The organism is Fontimonas sp. SYSU GA230001 (assembly GCF_040066175.1).
GTDB lineage: Bacteria > Pseudomonadota > Gammaproteobacteria > Nevskiales > Nevskiaceae > Solimonas.
The window spans coordinates 62,643-87,342 of sequence record NZ_JBEAAM010000009.1 but is presented as its reverse complement, the minus strand read 5'-3'; the positions used below and the strand labels follow the sequence as shown (position 1 = coordinate 87,342).

19 protein-coding genes and 2 pseudogenes are annotated in these 24,700 nt (G+C 68.6%); 16 read left to right on the top strand and 5 right to left on the bottom strand.

The genetic code is table 11. From position 1 onward, the window contains the following. The first annotated feature begins 479 nt into the window (after positions 1–479). The 15 genes and pseudogenes from AAG565_RS05975 (at position 480) to AAG565_RS05905 (ending at position 18,517) form a co-directional block, all read left to right on the top strand. On the top strand, positions 480–1,172 hold the full coding sequence (locus AAG565_RS05975; protein WP_348818642.1) for a helix-turn-helix transcriptional regulator: 693 nt from the start codon (positions 480–482) through the stop codon (positions 1,170–1,172). A gap of 246 nt (positions 1,173–1,418) precedes the next feature. Then, the gene (locus AAG565_RS05970; protein WP_348818641.1) at positions 1,419–2,648 is read left to right on the top strand and encodes a GGDEF domain-containing protein; all 1,230 of its coding nucleotides are present in this window, start codon (positions 1,419–1,421) and stop codon (positions 2,646–2,648) included. Positions 2,649–2,768: 120 nt separating this feature from the next. Further along, the gene (locus tag AAG565_RS05965) at positions 2,769–3,398 is read left to right on the top strand and encodes a helix-turn-helix transcriptional regulator (RefSeq protein WP_348818640.1); all 630 of its coding nucleotides are present in this window, start codon (positions 2,769–2,771) and stop codon (positions 3,396–3,398) included. Between the two features lie 29 nt (positions 3,399–3,427). Continuing rightward, positions 3,428–4,561: pseudogene (locus AAG565_RS05960) on the top strand (acyl-CoA dehydrogenase family protein); the annotation flags it as partial. A 75-nt stretch (positions 4,562–4,636) separates the two neighbouring features. Then, positions 4,637–5,791 (top strand): annotated as a pseudogene (locus AAG565_RS05955) (acyl-CoA dehydrogenase family protein); the annotation flags it as partial. A 7-nt stretch (positions 5,792–5,798) separates the two neighbouring features. Then, on the top strand, positions 5,799–6,590 hold the full coding sequence (locus AAG565_RS05950; protein ID WP_348818639.1) for an SDR family oxidoreductase: 792 nt from the start codon (positions 5,799–5,801) through the stop codon (positions 6,588–6,590). A 71-nt stretch (positions 6,591–6,661) separates the two neighbouring features. After that, positions 6,662–7,117 (top strand): MaoC family dehydratase, encoded by a 456-nt coding sequence (locus AAG565_RS05945; protein WP_348818638.1) that lies wholly within the window; start codon positions 6,662–6,664, stop codon positions 7,115–7,117. Positions 7,118–7,238: 121 nt separating this feature from the next. Then, positions 7,239–8,444, top strand: a complete 1,206-nt coding sequence (locus AAG565_RS05940; RefSeq protein WP_348818637.1) for an acetyl-CoA C-acyltransferase — start codon at positions 7,239–7,241, stop codon at positions 8,442–8,444. A 120-nt stretch (positions 8,445–8,564) separates the two neighbouring features. Beyond that, complete coding sequence (locus AAG565_RS05935) at positions 8,565–9,686, top strand: sialidase (RefSeq protein ID WP_348818636.1); 1,122 nt, start codon at positions 8,565–8,567, stop codon at positions 9,684–9,686. Further along, positions 9,683–12,259 (top strand): efflux RND transporter permease subunit, encoded by a 2,577-nt coding sequence (locus AAG565_RS05930; protein ID WP_348818635.1) that lies wholly within the window; start codon positions 9,683–9,685, stop codon positions 12,257–12,259. The genes AAG565_RS05935 and AAG565_RS05930 overlap by 4 nt, the downstream gene beginning before the upstream one ends. A gap of 141 nt (positions 12,260–12,400) precedes the next feature. After that, entirely contained in the window at positions 12,401–13,501 is a 1,101-nt protein-coding gene (locus tag AAG565_RS05925; protein ID WP_348818634.1) for an amidohydrolase family protein, read from the top strand. Positions 13,502–13,607: 106 nt separating this feature from the next. Further along, the gene (locus AAG565_RS05920; protein WP_348818633.1) at positions 13,608–16,169 is read left to right on the top strand and encodes a CoA transferase; all 2,562 of its coding nucleotides are present in this window, start codon (positions 13,608–13,610) and stop codon (positions 16,167–16,169) included. Between the two features lie 47 nt (positions 16,170–16,216). Continuing rightward, on the top strand, positions 16,217–17,530 hold the full coding sequence (locus AAG565_RS05915; RefSeq protein ID WP_348818632.1) for a GDSL-type esterase/lipase family protein: 1,314 nt from the start codon (positions 16,217–16,219) through the stop codon (positions 17,528–17,530). 196 nt (positions 17,531–17,726) lie between these two features. After that, on the top strand, positions 17,727–18,188 hold the full coding sequence (locus AAG565_RS05910; RefSeq protein ID WP_348818631.1) for a hypothetical protein: 462 nt from the start codon (positions 17,727–17,729) through the stop codon (positions 18,186–18,188). 23 nt (positions 18,189–18,211) lie between these two features. Beyond that, positions 18,212–18,517 carry a hypothetical protein gene (locus tag AAG565_RS05905; RefSeq protein WP_348818630.1) on the top strand — a complete coding sequence of 102 codons (306 nt, stop codon included), beginning with the start codon at positions 18,212–18,214 and terminating at the stop codon, positions 18,515–18,517. Here the strand turns inward: AAG565_RS05905 and AAG565_RS05900 are convergent. The 3 genes from AAG565_RS05900 to AAG565_RS05890 all read right to left on the bottom strand — a co-directional run bounded on the left by AAG565_RS05900 (position 18,506) and on the right by AAG565_RS05890 (position 20,938). Beyond that, complete coding sequence (locus tag AAG565_RS05900) at positions 18,506–19,552, bottom strand: pyridoxal-phosphate dependent enzyme (protein WP_348818629.1); 1,047 nt, start codon at positions 19,550–19,552, stop codon at positions 18,506–18,508. The genes AAG565_RS05905 and AAG565_RS05900 overlap by 12 nt on opposite strands. Positions 19,553–19,631: 79 nt before the next feature. Next, positions 19,632–20,462 (bottom strand): methyltransferase domain-containing protein, encoded by an 831-nt coding sequence (locus AAG565_RS05895; RefSeq protein WP_348818628.1) that lies wholly within the window; start codon positions 20,460–20,462, stop codon positions 19,632–19,634. After that, positions 20,459–20,938, bottom strand: coding sequence for a cupin domain-containing protein (locus AAG565_RS05890; protein ID WP_348818627.1), 480 nt, complete (start codon positions 20,936–20,938; stop codon positions 20,459–20,461). The genes AAG565_RS05895 and AAG565_RS05890 overlap by 4 nt, the downstream gene beginning before the upstream one ends. Before the next feature lie 178 nt (positions 20,939–21,116). Between AAG565_RS05890 and AAG565_RS05885 the strand changes: the two genes are divergently transcribed. Continuing rightward, a complete protein-coding gene (locus AAG565_RS05885; RefSeq protein ID WP_348818626.1) occupies positions 21,117–23,063 on the top strand; it encodes a transcriptional regulator in 1,947 nt (648 codons plus the stop codon). A gap of 43 nt (positions 23,064–23,106) precedes the next feature. Here AAG565_RS05885 and AAG565_RS05880 read toward each other — a convergent pair whose 3' ends face one another. Further along, positions 23,107–23,682 carry a PadR family transcriptional regulator gene (locus tag AAG565_RS05880; RefSeq protein ID WP_348818625.1) on the bottom strand — a complete coding sequence of 192 codons (576 nt, stop codon included), beginning with the start codon at positions 23,680–23,682 and terminating at the stop codon, positions 23,107–23,109. 13 nt (positions 23,683–23,695) lie between these two features. Continuing rightward, positions 23,696–24,661 carry a nitronate monooxygenase family protein gene (locus tag AAG565_RS05875; protein WP_348818624.1) on the bottom strand — a complete coding sequence of 322 codons (966 nt, stop codon included), beginning with the start codon at positions 24,659–24,661 and terminating at the stop codon, positions 23,696–23,698. Between the last annotated feature and the right edge of the window lie 39 nt (positions 24,662–24,700).

Below are 24,700 nucleotides of genomic sequence, written 5' to 3'. Positions count from 1 at the left end.
TATGTGTTCTTGATTGTCATCGCGCTCCCCCGCGCAAGTGCGACAGCATAACGGAGCGGGGTCGCGCAGCGCAGGAGGTTTCGGACCGAATCCCATGCGCCCATGGGCGTGTCTCGATATGCCGCTGCGCGTCCGTTCGACACGACGGGCATCGGTCGACGGTCATTGGAGATCTGAAAAGCCCACGACAAACAGAAACTTGGGCGATTCAGGATTCTTTCACGAATTTTCCAGCCCAGCGTCAGGACTTCCACCGGCCGGGCCCGTACGGTGAGCTCAGCCCGGAAGGTCCGGGCTCCCGCGGAGGGATTCTACGGGCAACAGATTCGGCCTGGGGGGTGCAGGGGACACTGAAGCGATGCGCGCTGATGTCGGAGGCACAGGATCGCATCCGATCCGGCGTGACGGCAGCGCTCGCTTCGGTGTCGCACGGCAACCCCGGCGGCGGGGACTCTGAAGCCACTGAGTGGAGTCAGCCCATGAGCGACGATGGATTTTTCAACGAGATTCTGGCGAAGGAATACGACCCGGCAGCGGGAGGTTACTTATCGGACGAGCCCTTGCTGCGGATTCGCGCCGAGAACGCGGCGCTGATTGCGGCACTGGACCTGGTCGAGGAGGCCATTGCGGTACTCGACGTCACCGGGCGCGTGCTGCACGCGAACCGCGCGGCGAGTGTGCTGCTCGGCAAGGAGAACGGAGTGTCCCTCGCGCCGGGCGGGCGACTGCAGGTCGCGGACCGTCGTGCCGCGGATCTGATGCGCTCGGCGCTGGCGCGCCTGGTTTCGCAGGTGCACAAGGGGCAGGACACGCTGCCGGACGTCGAGCGGACCATCGTTTCAAAGCGCGACGGCCTGCCGCTGGTGGTGACCATACATGCGATCGAAGTGCGGAGTCCGCCGCCGAACCAGGCGGTAGCCATCGCCTTCATCTGCGATCCGGAATCACGCCCCGGCGATCACGCCGCGACGCTGAAGCTGGTCTATGGCTTGACCGCAGGTGAGGTGAAGCTGGTGCAGGCGCTGAACGAGGGGCTGACGCTCAAGGAATTCTCGGACTGGAGCGGGCTTTCCTACGAGACGGTGCGCTCGTACGTGAAGCGCGTGCTAGCCAAGACTGGCGCGCGCAGCCAGACCGATCTGGTGCGTCTGACGCAGGGGCTGGGGTCATGATCAGGCGGACGTCGGCGTCCCCCCAGATAGGGGAGAGTTCCCCATTTGGGGGTAGAGAAATCGCACTAACCAGCGGCAATGTGCCAGCACACATAAGCGTGCATGAGCATGCAAGGAGAGGGACTGGTGAAGACGCAAATGGGTGACCGCATTGGATCGACGATGCGGGAGGGGATGGAAGTCCTCGGTCGGGCTGAGGATCGGGCGGGTGGGCGCGGATCGGGCGCGGACCGATCGGACCTCGGCGTGCTGGAAGGACTGTGGCTGCGACGCGCCCGCACGCTGAAGGCCGCGGCCCGGTCGGCCGACGGCGGGCCGACGCTGTCGCCCGAGACGGTCGAGGCGCTCGAGCGGATCGTCGAGCGGCAAGGGCCGCTGGTCGGCTTCCCGGACGAAGTCGAGCCCGACTATCTGAGGGAAATGCACGCCACGTCGCTGCTAACGCGCACGCTGCTGGCCGTGGTGCCCGCGCTGCTGTTCTGCGTGCTGGCGCTGCTTGCGGGGCGCGTGCTGAACCTGTCGGCGGATGCCGCGGACCTGATGCGCGACATCGCGATCATGGTCGTGCTGCCGGCCAGCGTCGTGGCGACCGCGATCGTGTGGTGGTGCAGCAGCAGTCGCGCGACGGAGTTCGCGCTGGCCACCAACGGCCTGGTGCTGGTCATGGCGCTGGAGTGGCTGCGCGCCAACTGCCATGGGCAGGCCTGCCATTTCGATCACACGATCGTCGCCTGCATCCCGATCGCGCTGGTGGCCTTTGGCACCTTCCGCTCCGGGATCGCGTTCATGCTGCTGTCGGGTTACGCGGCGGTCGTGCTGACGACCAGCGCGGTGATCGACGCGCCGGAGCGCACGATGGGCATGTGGACCGGCGAGATGGTGCTGCTGGTCATTGCCGCGATCACGGTGCTGGCCAACGAATCGCAACAGCGGCGCAACTGGGTCGCGCGTCGCCTGATCCAGTTCCAGGCTCTGCGTGATCCGCTGACCGGTCTGCGCAATCGCCGCTCCTTCGAGCAGCTCTACGAGATCGCCTCCGCGCAGGCGCGGCGCGAGGGCGTCAGCCTGTGCCTGGCCATTGCCGATCTCGACCACTTCAAGGCGATCAACGACCGCTATGGACATGGTCGCGGAGATGACGTCCTGTGCGTAGTGGCCGCAGTCCTGTCGCAATTCGGTCGTCGCCCTCTGGACGCGGTGGCGCGCATCGGCGGCGAGGAGTTCGGGATCCTGTTGTACGACTGCGACCACGCCAGTGCCTTGCTGCGCCTGCAGGGTTTGGCGCAGGAGGTGCGCGCGCTGAACGTTGTCAACGACAACGTGCCGCTGGAGATACTGACGATCAGCGTCGGTGGCGTTGTCTCGACCGGACGGATGCCGCTGTCGGATGCCTACGACAGCGCGGACAAGTACCTCTACATCGTCAAGAACGCGGGACGCAACGGCGTGCGTGTGGGGCAGGCCGACAGAGACTGAACGAAGCACCGTTGTTGTAGTTGGTGAGCGGCTCTCTGGCAGATGCCGGGGCCGAGAGCCAAAGCCACGACACATAGGGAGTGGTGGGGCGCAATGGAAAGCGTCGGAGGGGGACCTGGCGTGACTTATCTGGCGGAAGAAGCGTTGCGTCGTCTCAGGACGGAGAAGGCAGCGCTGATCGTGGCACTCGATCTGGTCGAGGAGGCGATCGTGCTGCTTGACGCGGCCGGGAGCGTTCTGCATGCCAACCGTGCGGCGCACGCCATGCTCGACAAGGGCAACGGCCTATCGTTGTCGGCGAGCGGCAAGCTGGAGCTCGCGGATCCGCAGGCGGCGGACGCCGTGCGCAGTGCGATGCTGCGCCTCGCCGCGACGGACAGCGCGCAGCCGGAGCATGCCGAGCATGAGCGGATGATCGTGTCCAAGCGCGACGGGCTCCCGCTGGTGCTGAGCCTGCACGCCGTCGAACAGCGCCCAGGGGCGCAGAACGCTGCGGTGGCGATCCTGACCGTGTGCGATCCGGAATGCCGGCCGGGCGGGCGGGCCGCGACCCTTAAACTCGTATACGGACTGACGCCCGGCGAGGCCAAGCTCGTGCAGGCACTCAACGAAGGTCTCACGCTGAAGGAATTCTCGGACTGGAGTGGCCTTTCCTACGAGACCGTGCGCTCCTATCTCAAGCGCGTGCTGTCGAAGACCGGCGCGCACAGTCAGGCCGACCTGGTGCGCTTGACCCAGACGTTGAGCTGAGCCGCGCCGACCCGTCGTCTCAACGGGTGATGAGCCGTGCGGGAGCGGCCGGAATAATGCCGGCTATGAATCTCGCGCTCACTGAAGACCAGGCCATGATCCGCGATGCCGCGGAGAGCTTCCTCGCGGACGTCAGCGACAGCGCGGCGGTGCGCAGGGCGATGGAGAGCGCGCTGGGCTACGACGAGACGGTCTGGCAGCGCATCGCCACCGAGCTGGGCTGGTGTGGCATCGCCGTGCCGGAGGCGCTGGGCGGGCTTGGACTGGGGCCGGTCGAACTGGCGCTGATCCAGGAGCAGGCCGGGCGCCGCCTGCTGTGCGCGCCATTCTTCTCGACGGTGTGCGTGGCCGCGACGGTCCTGCGCGAGATCGGCACCGACACGGCGCGGAGGCAGTATCTGCCGCGGATCGCGGCCGGCGACCTGCGGCTCGCCGCGCCGCTGATCGCCGGCGCGGAGACCTGGGCCGCGTTCGCCGCGCGCGCGCGGCCGTCCGGCGACGGCTGGCGGCTCGATGGTACCGCGCACCGGCTGATCGACGGCGCCAGTGCGGACATGTTGCTGGTGACGGCGACGCTGGAGGATGGCGCGCCGGCGATCTTCCTCGTGCCGCGTCCGGCGGCCGGCGTGTCGGTGACGCCGCTGCGTACCTGGGACATGACCCGCCGTTTCGCCGATGTAACGCTGCAGGGTGCGGCGGCCGTGCGCATCGACGATCCGGGCCGTGTCGGCGACGGTATCGCGCGTGTCGGAGCGCTCGTGCGCCTGTACCTGGCCGCCGAGCAGCTCGGTGGCGCGCAGCAGTGCCTGGATCTGACCGTCGCGTACACGGCGACGCGCAAGCAGTTCGGGCGCCCGGTCGGCGGGTTCCAGGCGGTCAAGCATCGCTGCGCCGAGATGATGGTGCGCGTCGAGGCGCTGCGCTCCGCGGTGGCCGGCGCGGCGGCCGTGGCCGCGTCCGGCGACGTCGCCGCGATGACGCTGGAATCGGCGATGGCGCGCACGCTCGCCAACGAGACCTTCTTCTGGTGCGCGCAGGAGGCGATCCAGCTGCACGGCGGCGTCGGCTTCACCTGGGAATACGACCCGCAGCTGTACTTCAAGCGCGCGCAGGCGTCCGGCCACTGGCTGGGGACGTCGGACGCGCTGCGCGAGCAAATCGCCGCAGCTCTGCTCGACAGTTCGCCCCTCACCCCGACCCTCTCCCCCCGCGGCGCGGGGGGAGAGGGAGAAAACGAGCGCTTTCGCGCCGAGGTCGCCGCGTGGATGCGCGAGCATCTGCGCGGGCGCTTCGCCGTTCTCAAGCACAGGGGCGGGCCGGGCGACGAGGAGTTCGAACCCGAACTGCGCAAGGCCTGGGAGCGCGAACTCGCTGCCGGCGGCTGGACCTGCGTGGGCTGGCCGCGACAGGCCGGTGGGCGCGGATTGTCGATCGCGCAGCAGGTGATCTTTCACGAGGAATACGCGCGCGCCGGTGGGCCGGGCCGCATGGGCCACATCGGCGAAGGCCTGATCGGACCGGCGCTGATCCGCTACGGCAGCGAGGCGCAGAAGGCGCGCTTCCTGCCCGAAATCGTCGCCGGCCGCGAATTCTGGGCGCAGGGTTACTCCGAGCCGGGCGCCGGCTCCGATCTGGCCAACGTGCAGACGCGCTGCTGGCAGGAGGCCGACGGCTCGTGGCGCGTGCAGGGCCAGAAGATCTGGACCTCGCTGGCGCACGAGTCGGACTGGATTTTCGTGCTGGCACGCTGCGAGCCGGGCAGCAGGGGCAACAAGGGCCTCGCCTTCCTGCTGCTGCCGCTCAAGCAGCCGGGCATCGAGATCCGGCCGATCCGCCAGCTCGGTGGCGGCGCCGAGTTCAACGAGGTGTTCTTCGACGGCGCGCGCGCCGAGCGGGATCACATCGTCGGCGCGCCCGGCGACGGCTGGAAGGTCGCGATGGGCCTGCTCGAGGCCGAGCGCGGCGTCTCCACGCTGGGCCAGCAGATGCACTTCGCACACGAGCTGGAACTGGTCATCGCCGCGGCCCGGCGCAACGGCAAGTCCGGCGACCCGTCGATCCGCGCGCGCATCGCCCAGGCCTGGTGTGGACTGCGCGTGATGCGCTACAACGCGCTGCGCATGCTCGCCGGCGAGCAGACCCAGCTCGGCCGCGAGGCGCTGATCTACAAGTACTTCTGGTCCAACTGGCACCGCGATCTCGGCAAACTGGCGATGGATGTGCTCGGTGGCGACGGCGACGTGATCTCCGACGACGCGGCGGTCCGCCCGCTGCAGCAGCTGTTCTTCTTCTCGCGCGCCGACACGATCTACGCCGGTACCAATGAGATCCAGCTCAACATCATCGCCGAGCGCGGGCTGGGCCTGCCGCGCGAGCCGCGACCCGCGAACTGAACACGACATGATCACCGTACCGCCACCGCCCTACGTGCCCGCCCACGGCTTGCTCAAGGGCAAGTCCATCCTGATCACCGCCGCGGCCGGCGGCGGCATCGGCTTTGCAACCGCACGGCGCTGCCTCGAGGAAGGCGCCCGCGCGCTGATGCTCTCGGACATGCACCCGCGCCGCACCGAGGAAGCCGCCAGAACGCTCGCGCAGGACTTTCCGCAGGCGCAGGTCTTCGGCCAGGTCTGCAACGTCGCCGTCGAGGCCGACGTGCAGGCGCTCATCGATGCGGCCGAGGACAAGCTCGGCGGCACCGACGTGCTGATCAACAACGCCGGCCTGGGCGGCAGCCGGCGCGTCGTTGACATGAGCGACGAGGAGTGGACCAAGGTCCTCGACGTGACGCTGACCGGCACCTTCCGCATGACGCGCGCGATGCTCCGGAAGATGCAGCCGCGCGGGCGCGGCGCGATCGTCAACAACGCCTCGGTGCTCGGCTGGCGCGCGCAGAAGGAACAGGCGCACTACGCCGCGGCCAAGGCCGGCGTGATGGCGCTGACGCGCTGCTCGGCGCTGGAGGCGGCGGAGTTCGGCATCCGCATCAACGCCGTGTCGCCGTCGATCGTGTTCCACGAGCACCTGCGCAAGAGCGCGCCGGAGTCGCTGCTCAACGAGCTGGCGAGCCGCGAGGCCTTCGGCCGCGGCGCGGAGGCCTGGGAGGTCGCCAACGTGATGGTGTTCCTGGCCTCGGACTACGCGTCGTATCTCGTCGGCGAAGTGATTTCGGCTTCTTCGCAGCGCGCGTGACCTCCGCACAACCCGAATCCGTCATGCCCGCGCAGGCGGGCATGACGATTTTCCGATAGGACTGCCTTGCCATGCCCACCGTATTCGATTCCGCAGACGCCATTCTCGCCGCCGTCGGCCAGCCGCTGGGCACGACCCAGTGGCTGACGATCACCCAGGAGCGCATCGACCGCTTCGCCGATGCCACCGACGATCACCAGTGGATCCATGTCGATCCGCAGCGCGCCAAGGACGGACCTTTCGGCGCCTGCATCGCGCACGGTTACCTGACCTTGTCGCTGGCTTCGCGCTTCCTGCCCGAGATCGTCGATGTGAAGATGAAAATGGGCGTGAACTATGGCTGTGACAAGGTGCGCTTCCCGGCGCCGGTCAAGGTCGGCAGCCGCATCCGCGGCAAGGGCGAGCTGATCGCCGCGGAGCGCACCAAGGACGGCGGCGTGCAGGCGACCATCCGCGTGACGGTCGAGATCGAGAACGGCGCCAAGCCGGCCTGTATCGCCGACACCATCTCGCGCTACTACTTTTGAATGAAGCCGGTGCCTGCGCCGCGGCGTAGCGTAGCCGCATATCCACGAGTGGCGGGAGAACAATCATGGCGCTTGCTTTGACGGTCGCGGCAGGGATGCCGCGTTCTTGCACAGGATGCGCATGATGGAAGCCGTCGTGGTCTCCGTTGCGCGGACGCCGATCGGCAAGGCCTATCGCGGCGCGTTCAACGACACCGAGGCGCCGGTGCTCGGCGGCCATGTCGTGCGTGCCGTCGTCGAACGCGCCGGCATTGCCCCGGCGGAAGTGGACGACGTGATCCTCGGCTGCGCTGCGCAGCAGGGCACGCAGGCCTACAACCTCGGCCGCCTGTGCGCCTACACCGGCGGGCTGCCCGACAGCGTGCCGGGCATGACGCTGGACCGGCAGTGCTCGTCGGGCCTGATGAGCATCGCCATCGGCGCGAAGAACATCATGGCCGGCGAGCAGGACATCGTCGTCGCCGGCGGCCTGGAATCGATTTCTCTGGTGCAGAACAAGCACAAGAACAGCTATCGCTTCGTCTCCGAGGCGGTGCTGGCGGCGGCGCCGGCGGCCTACATCCAGATGATCGAGACCGCGGAGATCGTTGCCGAGCGCTACGGCATCGCGCGCGCCGCGCAGGACGAGTACGCGCTGCAAAGCCAGCAACGCACTGCGGCCGCGCAGGCCGCGAACCGCTTCGCCGACGAGATCGTGCCGCTGCGGACGCAGAAGCAGCTCTTCGACAAGGAAGGCCATCCGACGGCGAAGGAAGACGTCACGCTGGCCCGGGACGAGGGCAGCCGCGCCGACACGACGCTGGCCAGCCTTGCCGGTCTCAAACCGGTGTGGAAGGACGGAAAGTTCGTCAAGGAAGGCCGACACATCACTGCGGGCAACGCCTCGCAGCTGTCGGACGGCGCCGCCGCGGTTCTGCTGATGAGCCGCAAGTCCGCACAGGCGCGCGGCCTGCGGCCGCTGGGGATCTACCGCGGCTGCGCGGTCGCCGGCTGCCGGCCGGACGAGATGGGCATCGGCCCGGTTTACGCCGTGCCCAAGCTGCTCGCGCGGCACGATCTGAAGGTTTCGGACATCGGCCTGTGGGAGCTCAACGAGGCTTTCGCGGTGCAGGTGATCCACTGCCGTGACACGCTCGGCATTCCCAACGACCACCTCAACGTCAACGGTGGCGCGATCGCCATCGGGCATCCGTTCGGCATGTCCGGTGCGCGCATGGTGATGCACGCATTGATCGAAGGGCGGCGCCGGGGCGTGAAGTACGTCGTCGTGACGATGTGCATCGGCGGGGGCATGGGCGCCGCCGGTTTGTTCGAGGTGCTCGGCTGACGGCCGCCGCGCTTGCCGGCGACGATCCACGAACTCACACTGCCGGACCAGACAGAGCGCGGCCACGGGGGCAGTCCGGCCGGAGACCGGGCGAGGCCGGCGAATCGAGAGGAGAGACAGATGAATGACGCAAGTTCCGCCGCAGCGTTGCGCGCGCCGGTCCGGCTCGCCTGGCTGCGCAATGGCTGGCCGTCGCTGCTGGTCGCCGCGTTGGTCGTGACTGCGGCGGTTTATTCGTTCGCACCGCGGCCCAAGCCCGAGTTTCCGCCCACCCAGGTCTATCCCGACCGCCTGCTGGTCAACGGCCTCGCGCAGCAGGGCAGCCGCATCGTCGCCGTCGGCGAACAGGGGCAGATTCTCGTCGCCGACGATCCGCGCGGCCCCTGGCACAGCGCCAGGCTCGCGGCCAGCCACGGCCTGACCTTCACGCGCACGCTGTTCGTCGCCGAGGGTGTGGTGCTGGCGGTCGGCCACGACGGCGTGATCGCGCGCAGCACGGATCGCGGCGAGAACTGGCAGGAAGTCGCGCTCGGCACCGAGGGCAGCGATCCGCTGCTCGGCATCGCCGGCCCTTATGACGGCCGCGTGTTCGCGTTCGGCGCCTTCGGCCTGTTCATGGTCTCGGACGATCTCGGCCAGACCTGGCAGCGCCGCGATCTGGTCATCGACGAGGGCGTCAAGGCGGCGGCCGCGGCGGCGGCGGATCCCGATGCGGATCCCTTCGCCGGCTTCGAGGCCGAATCGGTGGGCGGCGCCGAACACCTCAACGACATGACGCAGGCTGCGGATGGCAGCCTGATCCTGGTCGGTGAACGCGGCTTGATCCTGCGCTCGACCGACAAGGGTGAGACCTGGACGCGCATCGGCAAGGACGTCTATGCCGGTTCGTTCTTCGGTGTGCTGGCGCTGCCGTCGCGGACGCTGCTGGCCTTCGGCATGCGCGGCAACGCCTTCCGCAGCACCGATCTGGGCAAGACCTGGACGCAGTGCCGCATTCCGACCGCGACCTCGCTGTTCAGCGGCGCCGCGCTCGGCGGCGCGCAGGTGCTGCTGGCCGGTGCGGGCAACGCCATCCTGCGCTCCGACGACGACGGCGTGAGTTTTCGCGCGGTGTCGCGCTCCGGCCGCACGACCTATGCCGCGCTGCTGCCGATCTCGGCGGACGAGTGGCTGACCGGCGGCGATACCGGCCTGTCGGTCCGACGCCCCGAGGCCATCACTGCCAACGGAGATGCTTCATGAACCGGCTGGATCGCTCGGTGGAGAAGGCCGCCGATTTCCTGATGAACTGGCGCAAGGCGCTGGCCGTCCTGTTCGCGGTGGTGACACTCGGCTTCGGCTACAGCGCGACGCGGGTGCAGCTCGATCCGGGCTTCCTCAAGCTGATCCCGATCGAACATCCGTACATGAAGACGATGTTCCAGTACATGCAGGACTTCTCCGGGGCGAACACGATCCTGGTGAATCTGCGCTGGAAGGGCGAGGGCGACATCTACAACAAGCCCTTCATGGACGCGCTGCAGCAGACCACCGACGAGGTGTTCTTCATCCCGGGGATCAACCGCACCAAGGTCTCGTCGCTGTTCACGCCGGACGTCTATTACATCGAGATCACCGAGGATGGCTTCCGCGGCGAGCCGGTGGTGCCGGCGCGCTACTCGGGGTCGCCCGAGGACCTGCAGCGGGTGCGCAAGAACGTCGAGTACTCCGGGCAGATCGGCCAGCTCGTCGCCACCGACCTCAAGGGCGCGATGGTCAAGGCAGACCTGCACGAGTACGACCCGAATGCCGGCGTGAAGGTCGATTACTGGGACGTGCAGGCCCGTCTGGAGGAGATCCGCGGCCGCTACGAGAGCAAGCTCAAGTACCTGTACCGCATCAAGAAGGCGCAGCCGCCGTTCGCAGCCGGCGAGATCGTCGCCGAAGGTTACGTGGACTACGGCCCGCTGCTGCGCATGCAGACCTTCAAGGTGCTGCGCGACGTGCCCGGACAGGAGGGCAAGCAGGCGTTCCTGGTTTCCGGCAGGGACGTATCGGTCGAGACCGAGCAGAACGCGCAGTACAACCCGGACATCGAAGTCAACGTCATCGGTTTCGCCCGCCTGCTCGGTGACGTCATCAAGGGACTGCTCGGCGTCTTCGCGTTCTTCGGCGTCGCCTTCCTGATCACGCTGCTGCTGCTGTTCTGGTACACGCGCTCGATCCGCGTGACGCTGATCGCGCTGGTGGTGGCGATGCTGCCGGTGCTGTGGCTGATCGGCCTGCTGCCGCTGATCGGCTATGGCATCGATCCGATGTCGATCCTCGTGCCGTTCCTGATCTTCTCGATCGGCGTGTCGCACGCGGTGCAGATGACCAACGCCTGGCGCATGGAGGTCATGGAAGGCCGGACGGCGGTCGAGGCCGCGCACGCCTCGTTCTGCAAGCTGTTCATCCCCGGCGCCGCCGGCCTGCTGACCGAGGCGCTGGGCTTCGGCGTGATCATGCTGATCGACATCCCGATCGTGCACGAGCTGGGCATCACCGCCTGCCTGGGCGTGCTGCTGATGATCATCACCAACAAGATGATCCTGCCGATCATCCTGACGCACCTGACGCTGGAAGAGTCGGCGCGACGGCATGCGCTGGCACAGCAGCAGCAGGGCCGACCGCCGCTGATCCGCATGATCGGCGCCGCCGCCGACCCGAAGGTCGCGCTGGTGATCTTCGCGGCGAGCATCGCGCTGCTCGTCGGCGCGACGTGGAAGTCGCGGGACCTGGTGATCGGCGACAGCGGCCAGGGCGTGCCGGAACTGCACGACGATTCGCGCTACAACATCGACAGCCGCACGATCGCCAGCAGCTACGACATCGGCGTCGATGTGCTGACGGTGATCGTCGAAGCCCCGAACTTCGAGGGCGATTCCTGCCTGCACTACGACGTCGTCAACACCGTGGACCGCTTCGAGCTGTTCATGCGCGGCGTCGATGGCGTGCAGTCGGTGATCAGCGTCGGCGGCATCGGCAAGCTGGTGATCTCGGCGTTCAACGAGGGCAACCCGCGCTGGCGTGCGCTGCCGCGCTCGCAGGTCGGCCTGTCCGCGGGTTCCAAGGCCTTCGACCCGAACCTGGGCCTGAACAACGAAGGCTGCAGGGCGATCCAGGTCATCATCTTCATGAAGAATCACGAGGGCGTGACCATCGCCCACGCGGTCGAGGAGATCAAACGCTTCATCGCCGAGAACCCGGTCGAGGGCGTCAGGCTGCGCCTGGCCAGCGGCAACGTCGGCGTGATGGCGGCGACCAACGAGGCGGTGGCCGCGGCCGAGGTGAAGATGCTGCTGTCGATCTTCGCGTCGCTGGTGCTGTTCTGCTACCTGACCTTCCGCTCGTGGATCGGCGTGATCTGCGTGATGATCCCGCTGACGCTGGTCACGGTGTTCTGCAACGCGCTGATGGCCACGCTGGGCATCGGCCTGAAGGTCGCCACGCTGCCGGTGATCGCGCTGGGCGTCGGTGTCGGCGTCGATTACGGCCTGTACCTGTTCGAGCGCATCCAGCATCACCTCGAAGAGTCCGGCGTCGATTTCCGCGAGGCCTTCGAGCGTTCGATGATGGAGCGCGGCAGCGCGGCGGTGTTCACCGCGATCACGATGTCGGTCGGCGTCGCCACCTGGCTGTTCTCGGCGCTGAAGTTCCAGGCCGACATGGGCGTGATGCTGTCGTTCATGTTCCTGGTCAACATGTTCGGTGCGGTGGGCCTGCTGCCGGCGCTCGGCGCCTGGTTCTATCGCGATCGTCAGGCGGCGGACCGCGCGGCGCCCGCGCATGCGTGAAGTCGGACGCGGGGTGCCGGCTGCGGCCCCCGCGGATTTCCGAAGGCGTTTCGCTAACTCACCCATTTGAGGCAGGCGGGGGGCGCGGGGCCGGCATAAGGTCGCCCGACACCGGGGAATGCAAACCGGAGGAGTCCCGTCATGACCGAACTGGCCACCGAGAAACTCGTTTCCGTCGATTCGCACGTCCACTTCACCGACGAGTGGGTCAAACAGCGCCTGCGCCGGGAGATGCACGCCGTCTGGGACGAGGCCAACCGCAAGGCCGAGGCCTACGCCGCCACGGTGCTGCGCGGCGGCCAGAAGAATCTGGAACTGGAGGACTTCGTCGATCCCGAGGCGTCCAAGGATCCGGGCCACTTCGAGCCCAAGGGCAAGCTCGCGGCGATGGACCGGGATGGCGTCTATGCCGAGGTGATCTTCCCCGAACTCGCCGGCGCCAAGATCGTCAATCCGAATCTGATGGGCAGCGACTGGAAGGAGGTCTTCCAGGGCTACAACAACGCGATGGCGGATTTCGCCAGCTTCGATCCGGTGCGCCTGATGTGCGCCTACCAGCTGCCGCTCTACGACATCGACTTCGCGGTCCAGGAAGTCACGCGACTGGCGAAGGACAAGAAGGCGCGTTGCGTGCAGCTGACGCCGTTCCCGTCGGACCTGGGCCTGCCGGATTTCTATGACAAGTCCTACGCACCGCTGTGGAAGACGATCGAGGAGACCGGTCTGACCATCCTCAACCACCTCGACCTGCGCGCCTCGCTGTGGGACGTGTTCCGCCGCGACCCGACGCCGCAGAAGGGCATCTTCACCGGGCTGGCCTGGGCGCCGCTGGCCGAGACGATCTGCATGTGGATCCTCACCGGCACGCTGGAGAAGTACCCGAAGATGAAGGTGCTGTTCGTCGAGCCGGGTCTGGGCTGGCTGCCGTGGTTCTTCGAGACGCTGCTCGATCCGCGCATGCACCAGCACTACGAGTTCCCGGGCGTGAAGCGCCCGCCGTCGGAGACCTTCCGCGCACAGTGTGGCGCGACCTTCATGTACGAACCCAAGGGTCTGAAGGCCGCGTACGAGTACTTCGGTCCGGACTGCCTGTACTGGTCCACCGACTTCCCGCACCCGGCGACCTGCTGGCCGAACTCCCGCGCGCAGGTGGTGAGCCAGTTCAGGGAAGCGGGTATCCCCGTGCACGACCGCATCAAGATCACGTCCGGCAACGCGCTGCGGACGTTTGGTCTGGGCTGAAGAAGCGCCGTGAGGCGTGAGGTGTGAGACGTGAGACGCTGAAAGGCAATCACGTCGCGCGACCTCGGGCCTCACGTCTCACGTCTCACGTCTCACGAGAAAGCAAATGGCAGGCGTCTACAAAGATCTGAAGGTCCTCGATCTCACCTGGGGTATCGCCGGTCCGATGGCGACCATGCTGCTCGCCGACAACGGCGCGCGGGTGACCAAGATCGAGCCGCCCGGCGGCGATCCATTCCGCAATCAGCTCGGCTATCACGTCTGGCAGCGCGGCAAAAAGAGCGCGATCCTCGACCTCAAGAACGCCGACGACAGGAAAGACTTCCTCGCGCTCGCGCAGGTCGCCGACGTGCTGGTCGAATCGTACGCGCCGGGCACGACGGCCAGGCTCGGCATCGATTACGCGACGCTGTCGAAACTCAACCCGCGCCTGATCTACTGCTCGATCACCGGCTACGGCCGCGACAATGCCCACGCGCAGCGCCCGGCCTACGACGCGCTGGTGCAGGCGCGCACCGGCCTGATGTTCGAGCAGCGCGGCTGGCCGGAAGGTGCGCTCAACCACATGAACGGCCTGCCCGATCCCTACCCGGATCTGGAGATCCCGCAGGACTGGGTGCAGGGCGCACCGCGTCCAGGCCCGCTGTTCGTCGCATCGCACTGGCCGAGCCTGGGCGCGTTCTTCAATGCATCGCTGGGCATCGCCGCGGCGCTGCGCGCACGCGAGATCACCGGCAGGGGCCAGTGGGTCGAGACCTCGCTGCTGCAGGGCGCGCTGGCCGGCGCCGCCGGCGTCTGGCAGCGCGCCGAAAAGCCCGACGCGCCCGGTTTCGATACCTGGATTCTCAACAGCAAGTCGCCCAAGGGCCATTTCCAGGCCAAGGACGGCAAGTGGCTGCACAACTGGGTGCCGAACCCGCGCTTCATCCTGCAGGCCGCGGCCGGCGACACGCTCAACGCGACGCCCGACCTCACCGTGCAGAACGACCCGGACCGCTTCGGCACCGGGCCCGAGGAAATCCTGGTGATGTCGCACTACCAGCCGCTGCTGGCCGAGGCCGTCGCCAAGTTCCCGGTCAACGACTGGGTCGATGCCGCGGCGACCGCCGAGATGACGATGCAGCCGGTGCGCAGCATCGAGGAATCGCTCGCCGATCCGGCGTTCCTCGAAGACGGCTGCGTCACCGAGATGATCGATCCGCAGCTCGGCCCCATCCGCGCCGTCGGCAACGCCTTCAACATGAGCCTCACGCAGGGCAAGCCCGGCCATGCGCCGGTCGCGCCCGGCGCGAACACCGCGGAAGTGAAGGCCGAGGCGGCGAAGATCATGGCCGAGGCGAAGGCCGCAACGGCCGCCACCAACGCGGGCCGCAAACTCAAGGCGCCGCTCGAAGGCATCACCGTGCTCGATCTGGGTCTGGCGATCGCCGGTCCCTTCGGCACGCAGCTGCTGAGCGACCTCGGTGCCACCGTCATCAAGATCAACGGCCTGTTCGACCTGTTCTGGCACCGCGTGCACATCGCCTACATGGCCAACCGCGGCAAGAAGTCGATCACGCTCAACCTCAAGGATCCGCGCGCGATGAAGATCCTGCTCGATCTCGTCGCCAAGGCCGACGTCGTGCAGCACAACATGCGCTACGACGCCGCCGAGCGCCTGAAGATCGACTACGAGTCGCTGAAGAAGATCAACCCGAAGCTGATCTACTGCCACACGCGCGGCTTCGAGCGCGGCGCGCGCGCGAGCCTGCCCGGCAACGACCAGACCGGCGCCTGCCTGTCCGGCATCCAGTTCGAGGACGGCGGCATGGGACGCCCCGGCGATCACGGCGAGGTCGGCCGTCCGCTGTGGAGCTTCACCAGCTTCGGCGACACCGGCAACGGCTTTCTCTCGGCCGTGGCGATCTGCAACGCGATCTACCACCGCGACCGCACTGGCGAAGGCCAGTTCGTCGATACCTCGATCATCAACGCCGCGCTGCTCAACACCAGCTACGCGGTGGCCACGCCCGACGGCCAGGGTTTCGACCGTCCGCGCATCGGCGGCGACCAGGTCGGCTATTCGGCCGGTCATCGCATCTACCCGTGCAAGGACGGCCGCTGGCTGTGCTTCGTGCTGGTCGAGCAGGCGCACTGGGACGAGCTGTTCGCCGTGCTGCGCGCACCGCGCCTGACCGTCGACGAGCACTTCGCGACCTTCGAGGCGCGGCGCAAGAACGACAAGCAGCTCGCCAGCTTCATCGCCGGCCGCCTGCAGACCCAGACCGCCGAGGAGTGGTTCAAGGAGTTCGACGCCGCCGGCGTGCCCTGCGAGATCGTGGACGAGGAGTTCTCGCGCAGGCTGCACGACGACCCCGAGTTCCAGAAACGCCGCTGGGTCGTGTCCTATCCGCATCCGGTCGTCGGCAAGCTCGACCAGATCGGCCTGCTCGTGGACCTGTCCGACACGCCCGGCGTGATCCAGGGCCGCCCGCTGCTCGTCGGCGAGCACACCAAGGAAATCCTCGCCGGCATGGGCTACAGCGAGGACCAGATGAAGACGATGGAGGAGCAGTTCGCCATCGGCTTCGTCGGCATGCCGCGCATGCCGCCGCGCCCGGCCGCGACGCAGGCCACCGCGCCCAAGCCGGGCATGGCGAGCCTGCTGGAGAAGGAAGCGAAGAAGTAGGTGTGCCGGCCCAGGTGGACGGAACCCGCGGGTTCAGGCGCTCGGTGATGGGATGTCTGCGCGCCGTCACGGCCTTGTGCTGTGCGGCGCTGCTCGATGCCTGTGGCGGTGGCAGCGGCATCGACGCTGGCAGCCCGCCCGCGCAGATGGCGGACGGCTGGGTCGGCGCATGGGCTGCCGCGCCCTACGGGCCGTTTCCCTACGGACCGCTGACCGGCGTGGCGCCGGTCGATCCGCTGGCCATCACGGCACGCTTCGACGGCGACCAGGCCCGCGATCAGAGCTTCCGCATGGTCGTGCATCCGACACTGCGCGGCGAGATGCTGCGCGTCCGCCTGTCCAACCTGATGGGCACGCAGCCGCTGCGGTTGGAGCCGGTACGCGTGGCGATCCGGGCCGTGGGGCCGGCGATCGTGCCGGGCACCGACACGGCGGTGCGGTTCGATGGGCAGCCTGCGGTCACGATTGCGCCGGGTGCGGAAGCGGTCAGCGATCCGGTCGCGCTGTCGTATGCCGATGGCGACGACCTGGCCGTGTCGTTCCACGTGGTCGGCGACAGCGGGCCGATGACCTGGCACGCGGTGTCGTTCGGGCTGAACTACGTCAGCCTGCCGGGCAGCGGCGATGTGACAACCGATCCGGCGGGCGTGCAGTTCGGCCAAACCAGCACCGGCTGGTTCTTCATCAGCGGCATCGACGTCCTGGCGCCGGATGCCGGCGCGATCGTCGCGCTCGGCGATTCGATCACCGACGGCGCCTATCAGGTCCCGGAGTCCAACTCGCGTTGGCCCGATCTCCTCGCGCAGCGCCTGGCAGCGGCGGGCGTGGCGATGAGCGTGCTCAACCAGGGCATCAACAGCAACACCGTCACGCGGGCCGGCGAAGGCGGCGATCCGGCCAAGGGGCCGGCGGCCGAGGATCGCTTCGACCGTGATGTCCTCGGCCGCAGCGGTGTGCGTGCGCTGGTGATCTTCGAGGGCACCAACGACCTGACCGCGGGCGTCAGCGGCGCGGACGTGCTCGCCGGCATCCGCCGTCTGATCGAGCGCGCCCATGCGGCGGGACTGTGCGTCGTGGTCGGCACGATCATGCCGCGCGACGATCTGATCTTCGGCTGGGACCGCGCGACGATGGAAGCCGAGCGCCAGCTGATCAACGCAGGCATCCGCGCCATGACCGGCATCGAGGGCATCGCCGATTTCGACGCGGTGATGGGCAGTCCGCTCGATCCGACACGCCCCAATCCGCTGCTGTACGCGCCGGACCTGCTGCATCCGACTTCGCTGGGCTTCCGGGTGATGGCCGACGCGGTGCCGATCGAGGCGCTGGTGCCGCCGCCGGCCGGCAACTGCGGAGCGTGAACTGCAGCTTCGGGACACGGCCATCCGAAGCCGTGTCCGATCGCGGCAATGTCGCCGTTGCTGTCCCTTGCGGGCGCCCGTCCGCTGCCGGGGCCACGCCGTTCGTCACGCCAGATGCGGCCCTCGGCAGACCGCAGCACCCGGTGGGCGGGCGCGCCGCTTAGCGTGCACGAGACCAGTCCGGACGGAAGCGCGCATGACCGACTTGAACACCGACGAGCGCAGAACCTATCTGCTGACCAAGCGCGCCGCCGGCCACCTGACGCTGGAGGAGGTCGGCGCGGTGCGCCAGGCGCTCGGGCAGATCCGCGCCATCGTCGCCGACGCGGTCAAGCCGCTGGCGGAGGCGGTGGAGAAGATGGATGTCGCGCCGGGCATCCGCACCAATGCGGTGCGCTCGCTGCAGTTCGCCGACATGGTCGAGCAGCTCGGCGCCTACTGCGACGCCGAGCTCGACAACGTCGAGCGCCTGGCGCGCGATCTGAATCAGGTCGTCAACGATGTCATCGACGGTCGCGCCGGCGCGCTGGACCGGCTCGTCGAATTCCAGCATGCGCTCGACGAGCGCCTGCACAGCCTGCGGATCCGTCTCGCCGATCGCGGACACAAGTCCGTGGTGCAGCAGAGCATGGCCGAGGGCGACATCGAGCTGTTCTGATCCGGTTGTCGTCGGCGCTTGCGTTGACGCCGGTCATCCAACGACGCCCGCTGCTGCGCTATGATGCGCTGCCTTTTTTGAACAGCTGTACTGCGATGTCGAAACTCCGCATCACCGGCGCCATGTTGCGGCCGCGGACCACCGCACCGCGCGCCGCCGAAGCCCCGGCCGCCGATCTGCAGCCGGTCGAGCCTCAGCAGGACCACGCGCAAGAAGCGGTTGCCAGTCACCCCTTGTTCGTGGCGCCGCAGTTCGGCTATCGGCGCAGCCCCGGCGCACCCGGTGGCCGCGAGGCCAGGCCGCCGCGGCCGCCGCGTTCAGCCCGGTAACTGCGCGCTCGGCGTCGAGCGCGAGATCTCCACTTCCTCCGGCGTCATGTCCGCCGGCACGTCGGCGAACAGCGGCGTCGAGAGATAGCGCTCGCCGGTGTCCGGCAGCATGCACAGCACGTTGGCGCCCGGGGGCGCTTCCGCGCAGATGCGCAGCGCACCGGCGAAGGTGCCGCCGGCGCTGATGCCGACGAAGATCCCTTCCTTGCGCGCCAGTTCGGCGGACCACTTGAGCGCTTCGGCGCCGGGGATCGGCAGGATGCGGTGGATGCCGCCCGTCCGCAGCGCGTCGGCGGTGATCTTCGGGATGAAATCCGGCGTCCAGCCCTGCATCGGGTGCGGCTTGAACGCGGCATGCGGCGCGGCCGGTGAGCCGTCGGCGTGGCGCGGCTGTTCGAGCCCGCTGCCGAGCAGTGGCGCTTCCTCCGGTTCGCAGACCGCGATCCGCGTATCCGGACGTTCGCGGGCGAGCACGCGTGACACGCCGTTGAGCGTGCCGCCCGTACCGTAGCCGGTGACCCACCAGTCGAGCCGGTCGTTGTCGAAATCCTTGAGGATCTCGCGCGCCGTCGTGCGCGCGTGGATGTCGGGGTTGGCCTCGGTCTCGAACTGGCGCGTCAGGAACCAGCCATGCTTTTGCGCCAGCTCCGCGGCCTTCACCACCATGCCGTAGCCGCGCAGCGCCTGCGGCGTGAGCACGACCCGGGCGCCGAGGAAGCGCATCAGCCGGCGCCGTTCGACGCTGAACTGTTCGGCCATCGTTACCACCAGCGGGTAGCCCTTGGCCGCGCAGACCATCGCCAGGCCGATGCCGGTGTTGCCGCTGGTGGCTTCGATCACCGTCTGCCCCGGCTTGAGCTGCCCGGACTGCTCCGCAGCCTCGATCACGCCCAGCGCGAGCCGGTCCTTGACCGAGCCGAGCGGGTTGAAGGCCTCGATCTTGACGAACAGGTTGACGTGCGCAGGCGCCAGCCGGTTGATGCGCACGACCGGCGTGTTGCCGATCGTGTCCAGGATGCTCGGAAATCTGGCCACGCGAATCTCCGTTTCGGCACGAAGCCGAGCATAGCCGAGCGCCGTGCCATGGACGACTCCCGGCCTGCCGCGGGGTCCTTCAGTGGCGCGTGATCACGACTTCCAGGTAATCGCCGGGAACGACCATCGTGCCGTCGCAGGAACGGTTGAAGTGGTCGATCAGCGCCAGCAGGTCGCGTTCCAGCGCCGTCTGCTGCCGCGGTGCGAGCGCCGCGAAGGCCTTCAGCGTCGGTCCGTAGTAGTTGCGGAAGATCTCCAGCCAGTGCTCGGGCGAGCGGTAGCGGAACACGAACTGGCGCTCGGCGCAGGTGATCGCATCCGCGTGCGGATCGAACCAGTCGGCGAGCCGCGCGCGCGTGCCCCACAGCGCCGGTGACCGTGCGCCCGCTGGCGGCGGGACGTGCTTGCCGATGATCCCGAACAGCTGGCCGATGAAGCCCTCCGGCGTCCAGTTGGCGAGTCCGATCTTGCCGCCGGGCCGGCACACGCGCAGCAGCTCGGCGGCGGCGCGCTCGTGGTCCGCGGTGAACATCACGCCGAACGTCGAGACCACCGCGTCGAAGCTCGCGTCCGCGAACGGCAGTGCCTCGGCGTCGGCCTCGCGGAAGTGGATCTCCAGCCGCTCGGCCGCGGCGCGCTCGCGCGCGCGCTCCAGCAGTGCCGGCACATAGTCGCTGGCCACCACATCGCACCAGCGCCGGGCAGCCGCGAGCGCGGCGTTGCCGTTGCCGGCGGCGACGTCGAGAACGCGCTGCCCGGCGCGCAGGTCGAGCGCTTCACACAGTGACTCGCCGACGATCTGCAAGGTGGTGCCGACGACGGCGTAGTCGCCGGAGGACCACGCGCCGTGCTGGCGCGCCTTGAGCGCGGCGAGGTCCGTCGCCGCAGCGGCGGGGATCGCGGAAGTCATGGTGCTCGCCCCGCTCCTCTGGCCGAGACTTCGGCCGGCATCGCGTCGAGCGGCGACTCGAAGGCGATGAACAGCACGCAGGGCGCCCCCTTGGCGCAGACCGCGCTGTGCGGCTTGCCGGCCGGACCGTAGGCGTACATGCCGGCCTTGAGCTTCTTCGTCGGCTCGCCGGCGTAGCTCACGTCCAGTTCGCCGGAGACCAGCACCATGCGCTCGGCGGAAGTGTGGGTGTGGCTCGGAATCGTCGCTCCGCCGGGGACCTTGAAGAACACGTCCACGTTGGGCTGCGCCGGGTCGCCATGCAGCACGGCGATCGCGCAGCCTTCGGGCAGGAACGGCGGGCACGGGCCCCATTGCAGCTGCGCGTCCTTGAACGTGTGCGCGACCGAGGGTTCCGCCGCGCTCGTCGCGATTGCGGCCAGCGTACCGGCGACGAGCAGCAGGGCCGGCGATGCGCTTCGAAGGTGCTTCCACATGTGACGTCTCCTGGATGAGGGTGGGCGGTCGCGGCGGATGCCTGGCCCGATGGCAGGGCCGGCGGCATACTTCCGGCAACCGACGCGATCACCGTAGCGATGCGGCGTGGAGGGCAGCGTGGTAGCCGGCGTGGAATCGTCCGTTGAATCGCCCGCCGGGCGCGGGACGCGCCTGCGCATGCTTGGGGTTTTCGAGATCAGCCGGGATGGCCATGTGCTGCCGCTGCCGGCGTCGCGCAAGCTGCGCGCGCTGGTCGCCTATCTGGCCCTGGCCGCACGTCCGGCCGGCCGCGGCCAGCTGTGCGAACTGCTCTGGGACGTGCCCAACGATCCGCGCGGCGAACTGCGCTGGTGCCTGTCGAAGATCCGCGGGCTCCTCGACACGCCCGGCCACCGACGCGTGATCGCGCATGACGACGCGATCCGGCTCGATCTGGACGACTGCAGCGTCGATGCGATCGAGATCGCGCGCGCCGCGCGCGATGGCATCGAGACACTGCCGCTGGAGCGTCAGCGCGCGCTCGCGGCGCTGTTCACCGGCGACTTTCTCGAAGGCCTCGAAATCGACCGCAACCCGGGATTCGCGGCGTGGCTCACCGCGCAGCGCCGCCGGTTTCGCAGCTGCCATGCCGCCCTGCTGGAACAGCTCGCGCTGCGTCTGCCCGACGACGAGGCGCTCGCCTACCTGGAGAAGTGGCAGCAGCTCGCACCCTTCGACCGGCGTGTGCACGAGCAGCTGCTGGTCACGCTGGCGCGCAGCGGCCGCATCCGTGAAGGCGAGGCGCATCTGGCGGCGACCGTCGCCCTGTTCGAGGCCGAGGGGCTCGATTCGGCGCCGATCCGCGAGGCCTGGCGTGCGAGCCGTGCGCCGCCGCCGCAGGTCGTCGTCGAGGCCGTGGCCCATGCCCAGGCCGCAACCGAGGGTGTCGCGGCAACGGCGCGACGCGCGTCCATCGCGGTCATGCCGCTTGCCGATGTCTCGCCCGCGCCGCAGCAGCGCGGCGGCCTCGCCGCTGCGCTGGCGCACGACATCACCACGCGCCTGGCCAAGCTGCGCAGCCTGTTCGTGATCGCGCAGGGCAGCACCATGGCTCTGCATGAGCGCCGCATCGGCCCGGAGGAAGCCGGGCGCATGCTCAACGTCGATTACGTGCTGGCCGGAGTGGTGCGCGTCCAGGCGGCGCACATCGCCGTCACGGTCGAGCTGGTGGAGACGCGGACCGCGCGCATCGTCTGGTCCGAGATCCTCAACCAGAAGCTCGGCGACACCTTCCTGATGCTCGAACAGATCGGCAATCGCATCGTCGCGTCGATCGCCGCGGAGATCGAGGCGCTGGAGCGCAATCGCGCGATCCTGCGGCCGCCGGCCTCGCTCGACGCCTGGGAGGCGCATCACCGCGGGCTCTGGCACATGTACCGATTCACGAGGGCCGACAACGAGCAGGCGCAGCACTTCTTCGCGACCGCGGTGCGCCTCGACCCGACGTTCTCGCGCGCCTGGGCCGGCCTGTCGTTCACGCACTTCCAGAATGCCTTCCAGGGCTGGCAGCGTTCGCCAGCCGAGATGGACCGCGCCTACCACGCGGCCGGGCAGAGCCTGATGGCCGACGACCGCGATCCGGCCGCGCACTGGGCGATGGGCCGCGCACTGTGGCTGCGCGGTGGCGCCGACCAGGCCGTCCTCGAGCTGGAACAGGCTGTTGACCTGAGCCCCAATTTCGCGATGGCGCATTACATGCTGGCCTTCGTGCGCGCGCAGACCGGCGATGCGGACGCGGCGATCGCCTCGTCGGACCGCTCGCGCACCCTCAGTCCCTACGATCCGTTGCTGTTCGCGATGCTCGGCGCGCGCGCGTTGGCGCTGACGCGTCTGGGACGCTTCGAGGAGGCCGCGGACTGGGCGACGAAGGCTGCCGCGCGGCCCAACGCGCACGTGCACATCCATGCGATCGCGGCGTTCTGCAACGCTCTCGCCGGCGCCGTGCAGCCCGCACAGGCGCATGCCGCTGCCGTGCGGCGGCTCTGGCCGCATTATGGCATCGCGGATTTTCTCGGCGCGTTCCGGCTCGACGACGACGGCGCCGCGCGGTTCCGGCGCGGCGCGGCAGCTGTCGGCATGGCGTGAATCCACGCCGTCACGGCCGGCGCGGTGCGTGACAGCAGGGGACTCAGGAGCGCGCCTGCACCCGCCTGCCGCGCGGCTTCGATGGGGCGCCGGCCAACAGGGCCAGCGCCTCGTCGCACCAGGCCAGCGTCGTCTTCTCGCCCATGATGCCCAGGCGCAGGCCCAGATAACGGCCGCGCCGGCGTGGCGACAGCTGGTCCGGCTCGGGGTAGTGCTCGGCCATCACCGACTCGTACCAGGCCAGGCGATCAACATGGTAGGCGCGGCGGCGCTGCAGTTCGGCGACGATCGTGTCGGCATCGACGTCGCCGAGTGCGAACAGCTTGACCAGCAGCTCTTCCTTGACCGATGGCGGCTCGGTCGGTGTCTCGACCCACGCATCGAGTGCCTCGCGGCCGCGTCTGGTCAGCGTATAGACGATGCGGTTCGGGCGGTCCGACTGTGCGACCGTCTCGCTCTGCACCCAGCCGGCCTTCGCCATCTTGTGCAGCTCCTGGTAGATCTGCTGGTGGCTGGCTTTCCAGAAGAAGCCGACGGTCTGGTCGAAGCGCTTGCCCAGCTCGTAGCCGGTCTGCGGCCGGTCGAGCAGCGACACGAGGATCGCGTGGGCGAGCGCCATCGCGCGGTGCGGTTCAGGCGGCGGCGAGCAGGCGCGTGCGCGCGGCGTCGTACTCGCGCTTCAGCCGCGCGACCAGCTCGGCCGCGCTGGTGACCTGCCGGACTGCGCCGATGCCCTGGCCGCAGCCCCAGATGTCCTTCCAGGCCTTGGCGTCGGTGTTGCCGCCGGAGCCGAAATCCATCTTGCTCGGATCGGACTGCGGCAGGTGGTCCGGGTCGAGGCCGGCATTGACGATCGACGGCCGCAGGTAGTTGCCGTGCACGCCGGTGAACAGGTTCGTATAGACGATGTCCGCGGCGGCGCAGTCCACGATCGCCTGCTTGTAGCGCGCGTCGGCGTTGGCCTCGTGCGTGGCGATGAAGGCCGAGCCGATGTAGGCCAGGTCCGCGCCCATCGCCTGCGCGGCGAGGATCGCGTCGCCGGTGGCGATCGCGCCGGACAGCAGCAGCGGCCCGTCGAACCAGCGGCGGATTTCCTGGATCAGCGCGAACGGCGAGGTCGTGCCGGCGTGGCCGCCGGCACCGGCGGCGACGGCGATCAGGCCGTCGGCGCCCTTGTCGATCGCCTTGTGCGCGAAGCGGTCGTCGATGACGTCGTGCAGCGTGATGCCGCCGTAGGAATGGATCGCCTCGTTGACCTCGACGCGCGCGCCCAGCGAGGTGATGACGACCGGCACCTTGTACTTCACGCACATCTCGAGGTCGTGTTCGAGGCGGTTGTTGGACTTGTGCACGATCTGGTTCACCGCGAACGGCGCCGCCGGTGCGTCCGGATGTGCCTGGTTGTGGCGGTCCAGTTCCTCGGTGATGCGCTTGAGCCACACTTCGAGCTGGTCGGCGGGCCGCGCGTTGAGCGCCGGGAACGAGCCGACGATGCCGGCCTTGCACTGCGCGATGACCAGGTCCGGATTGGAGACGATGAACAGCGGCGAGCCGACGACGGGCAGGCGCAGCGTGCGCAGGATGGGAGGCAGGGCCATGGACGGACTCCGGGGTGGGGAAGCAGGCGATCGCGACTC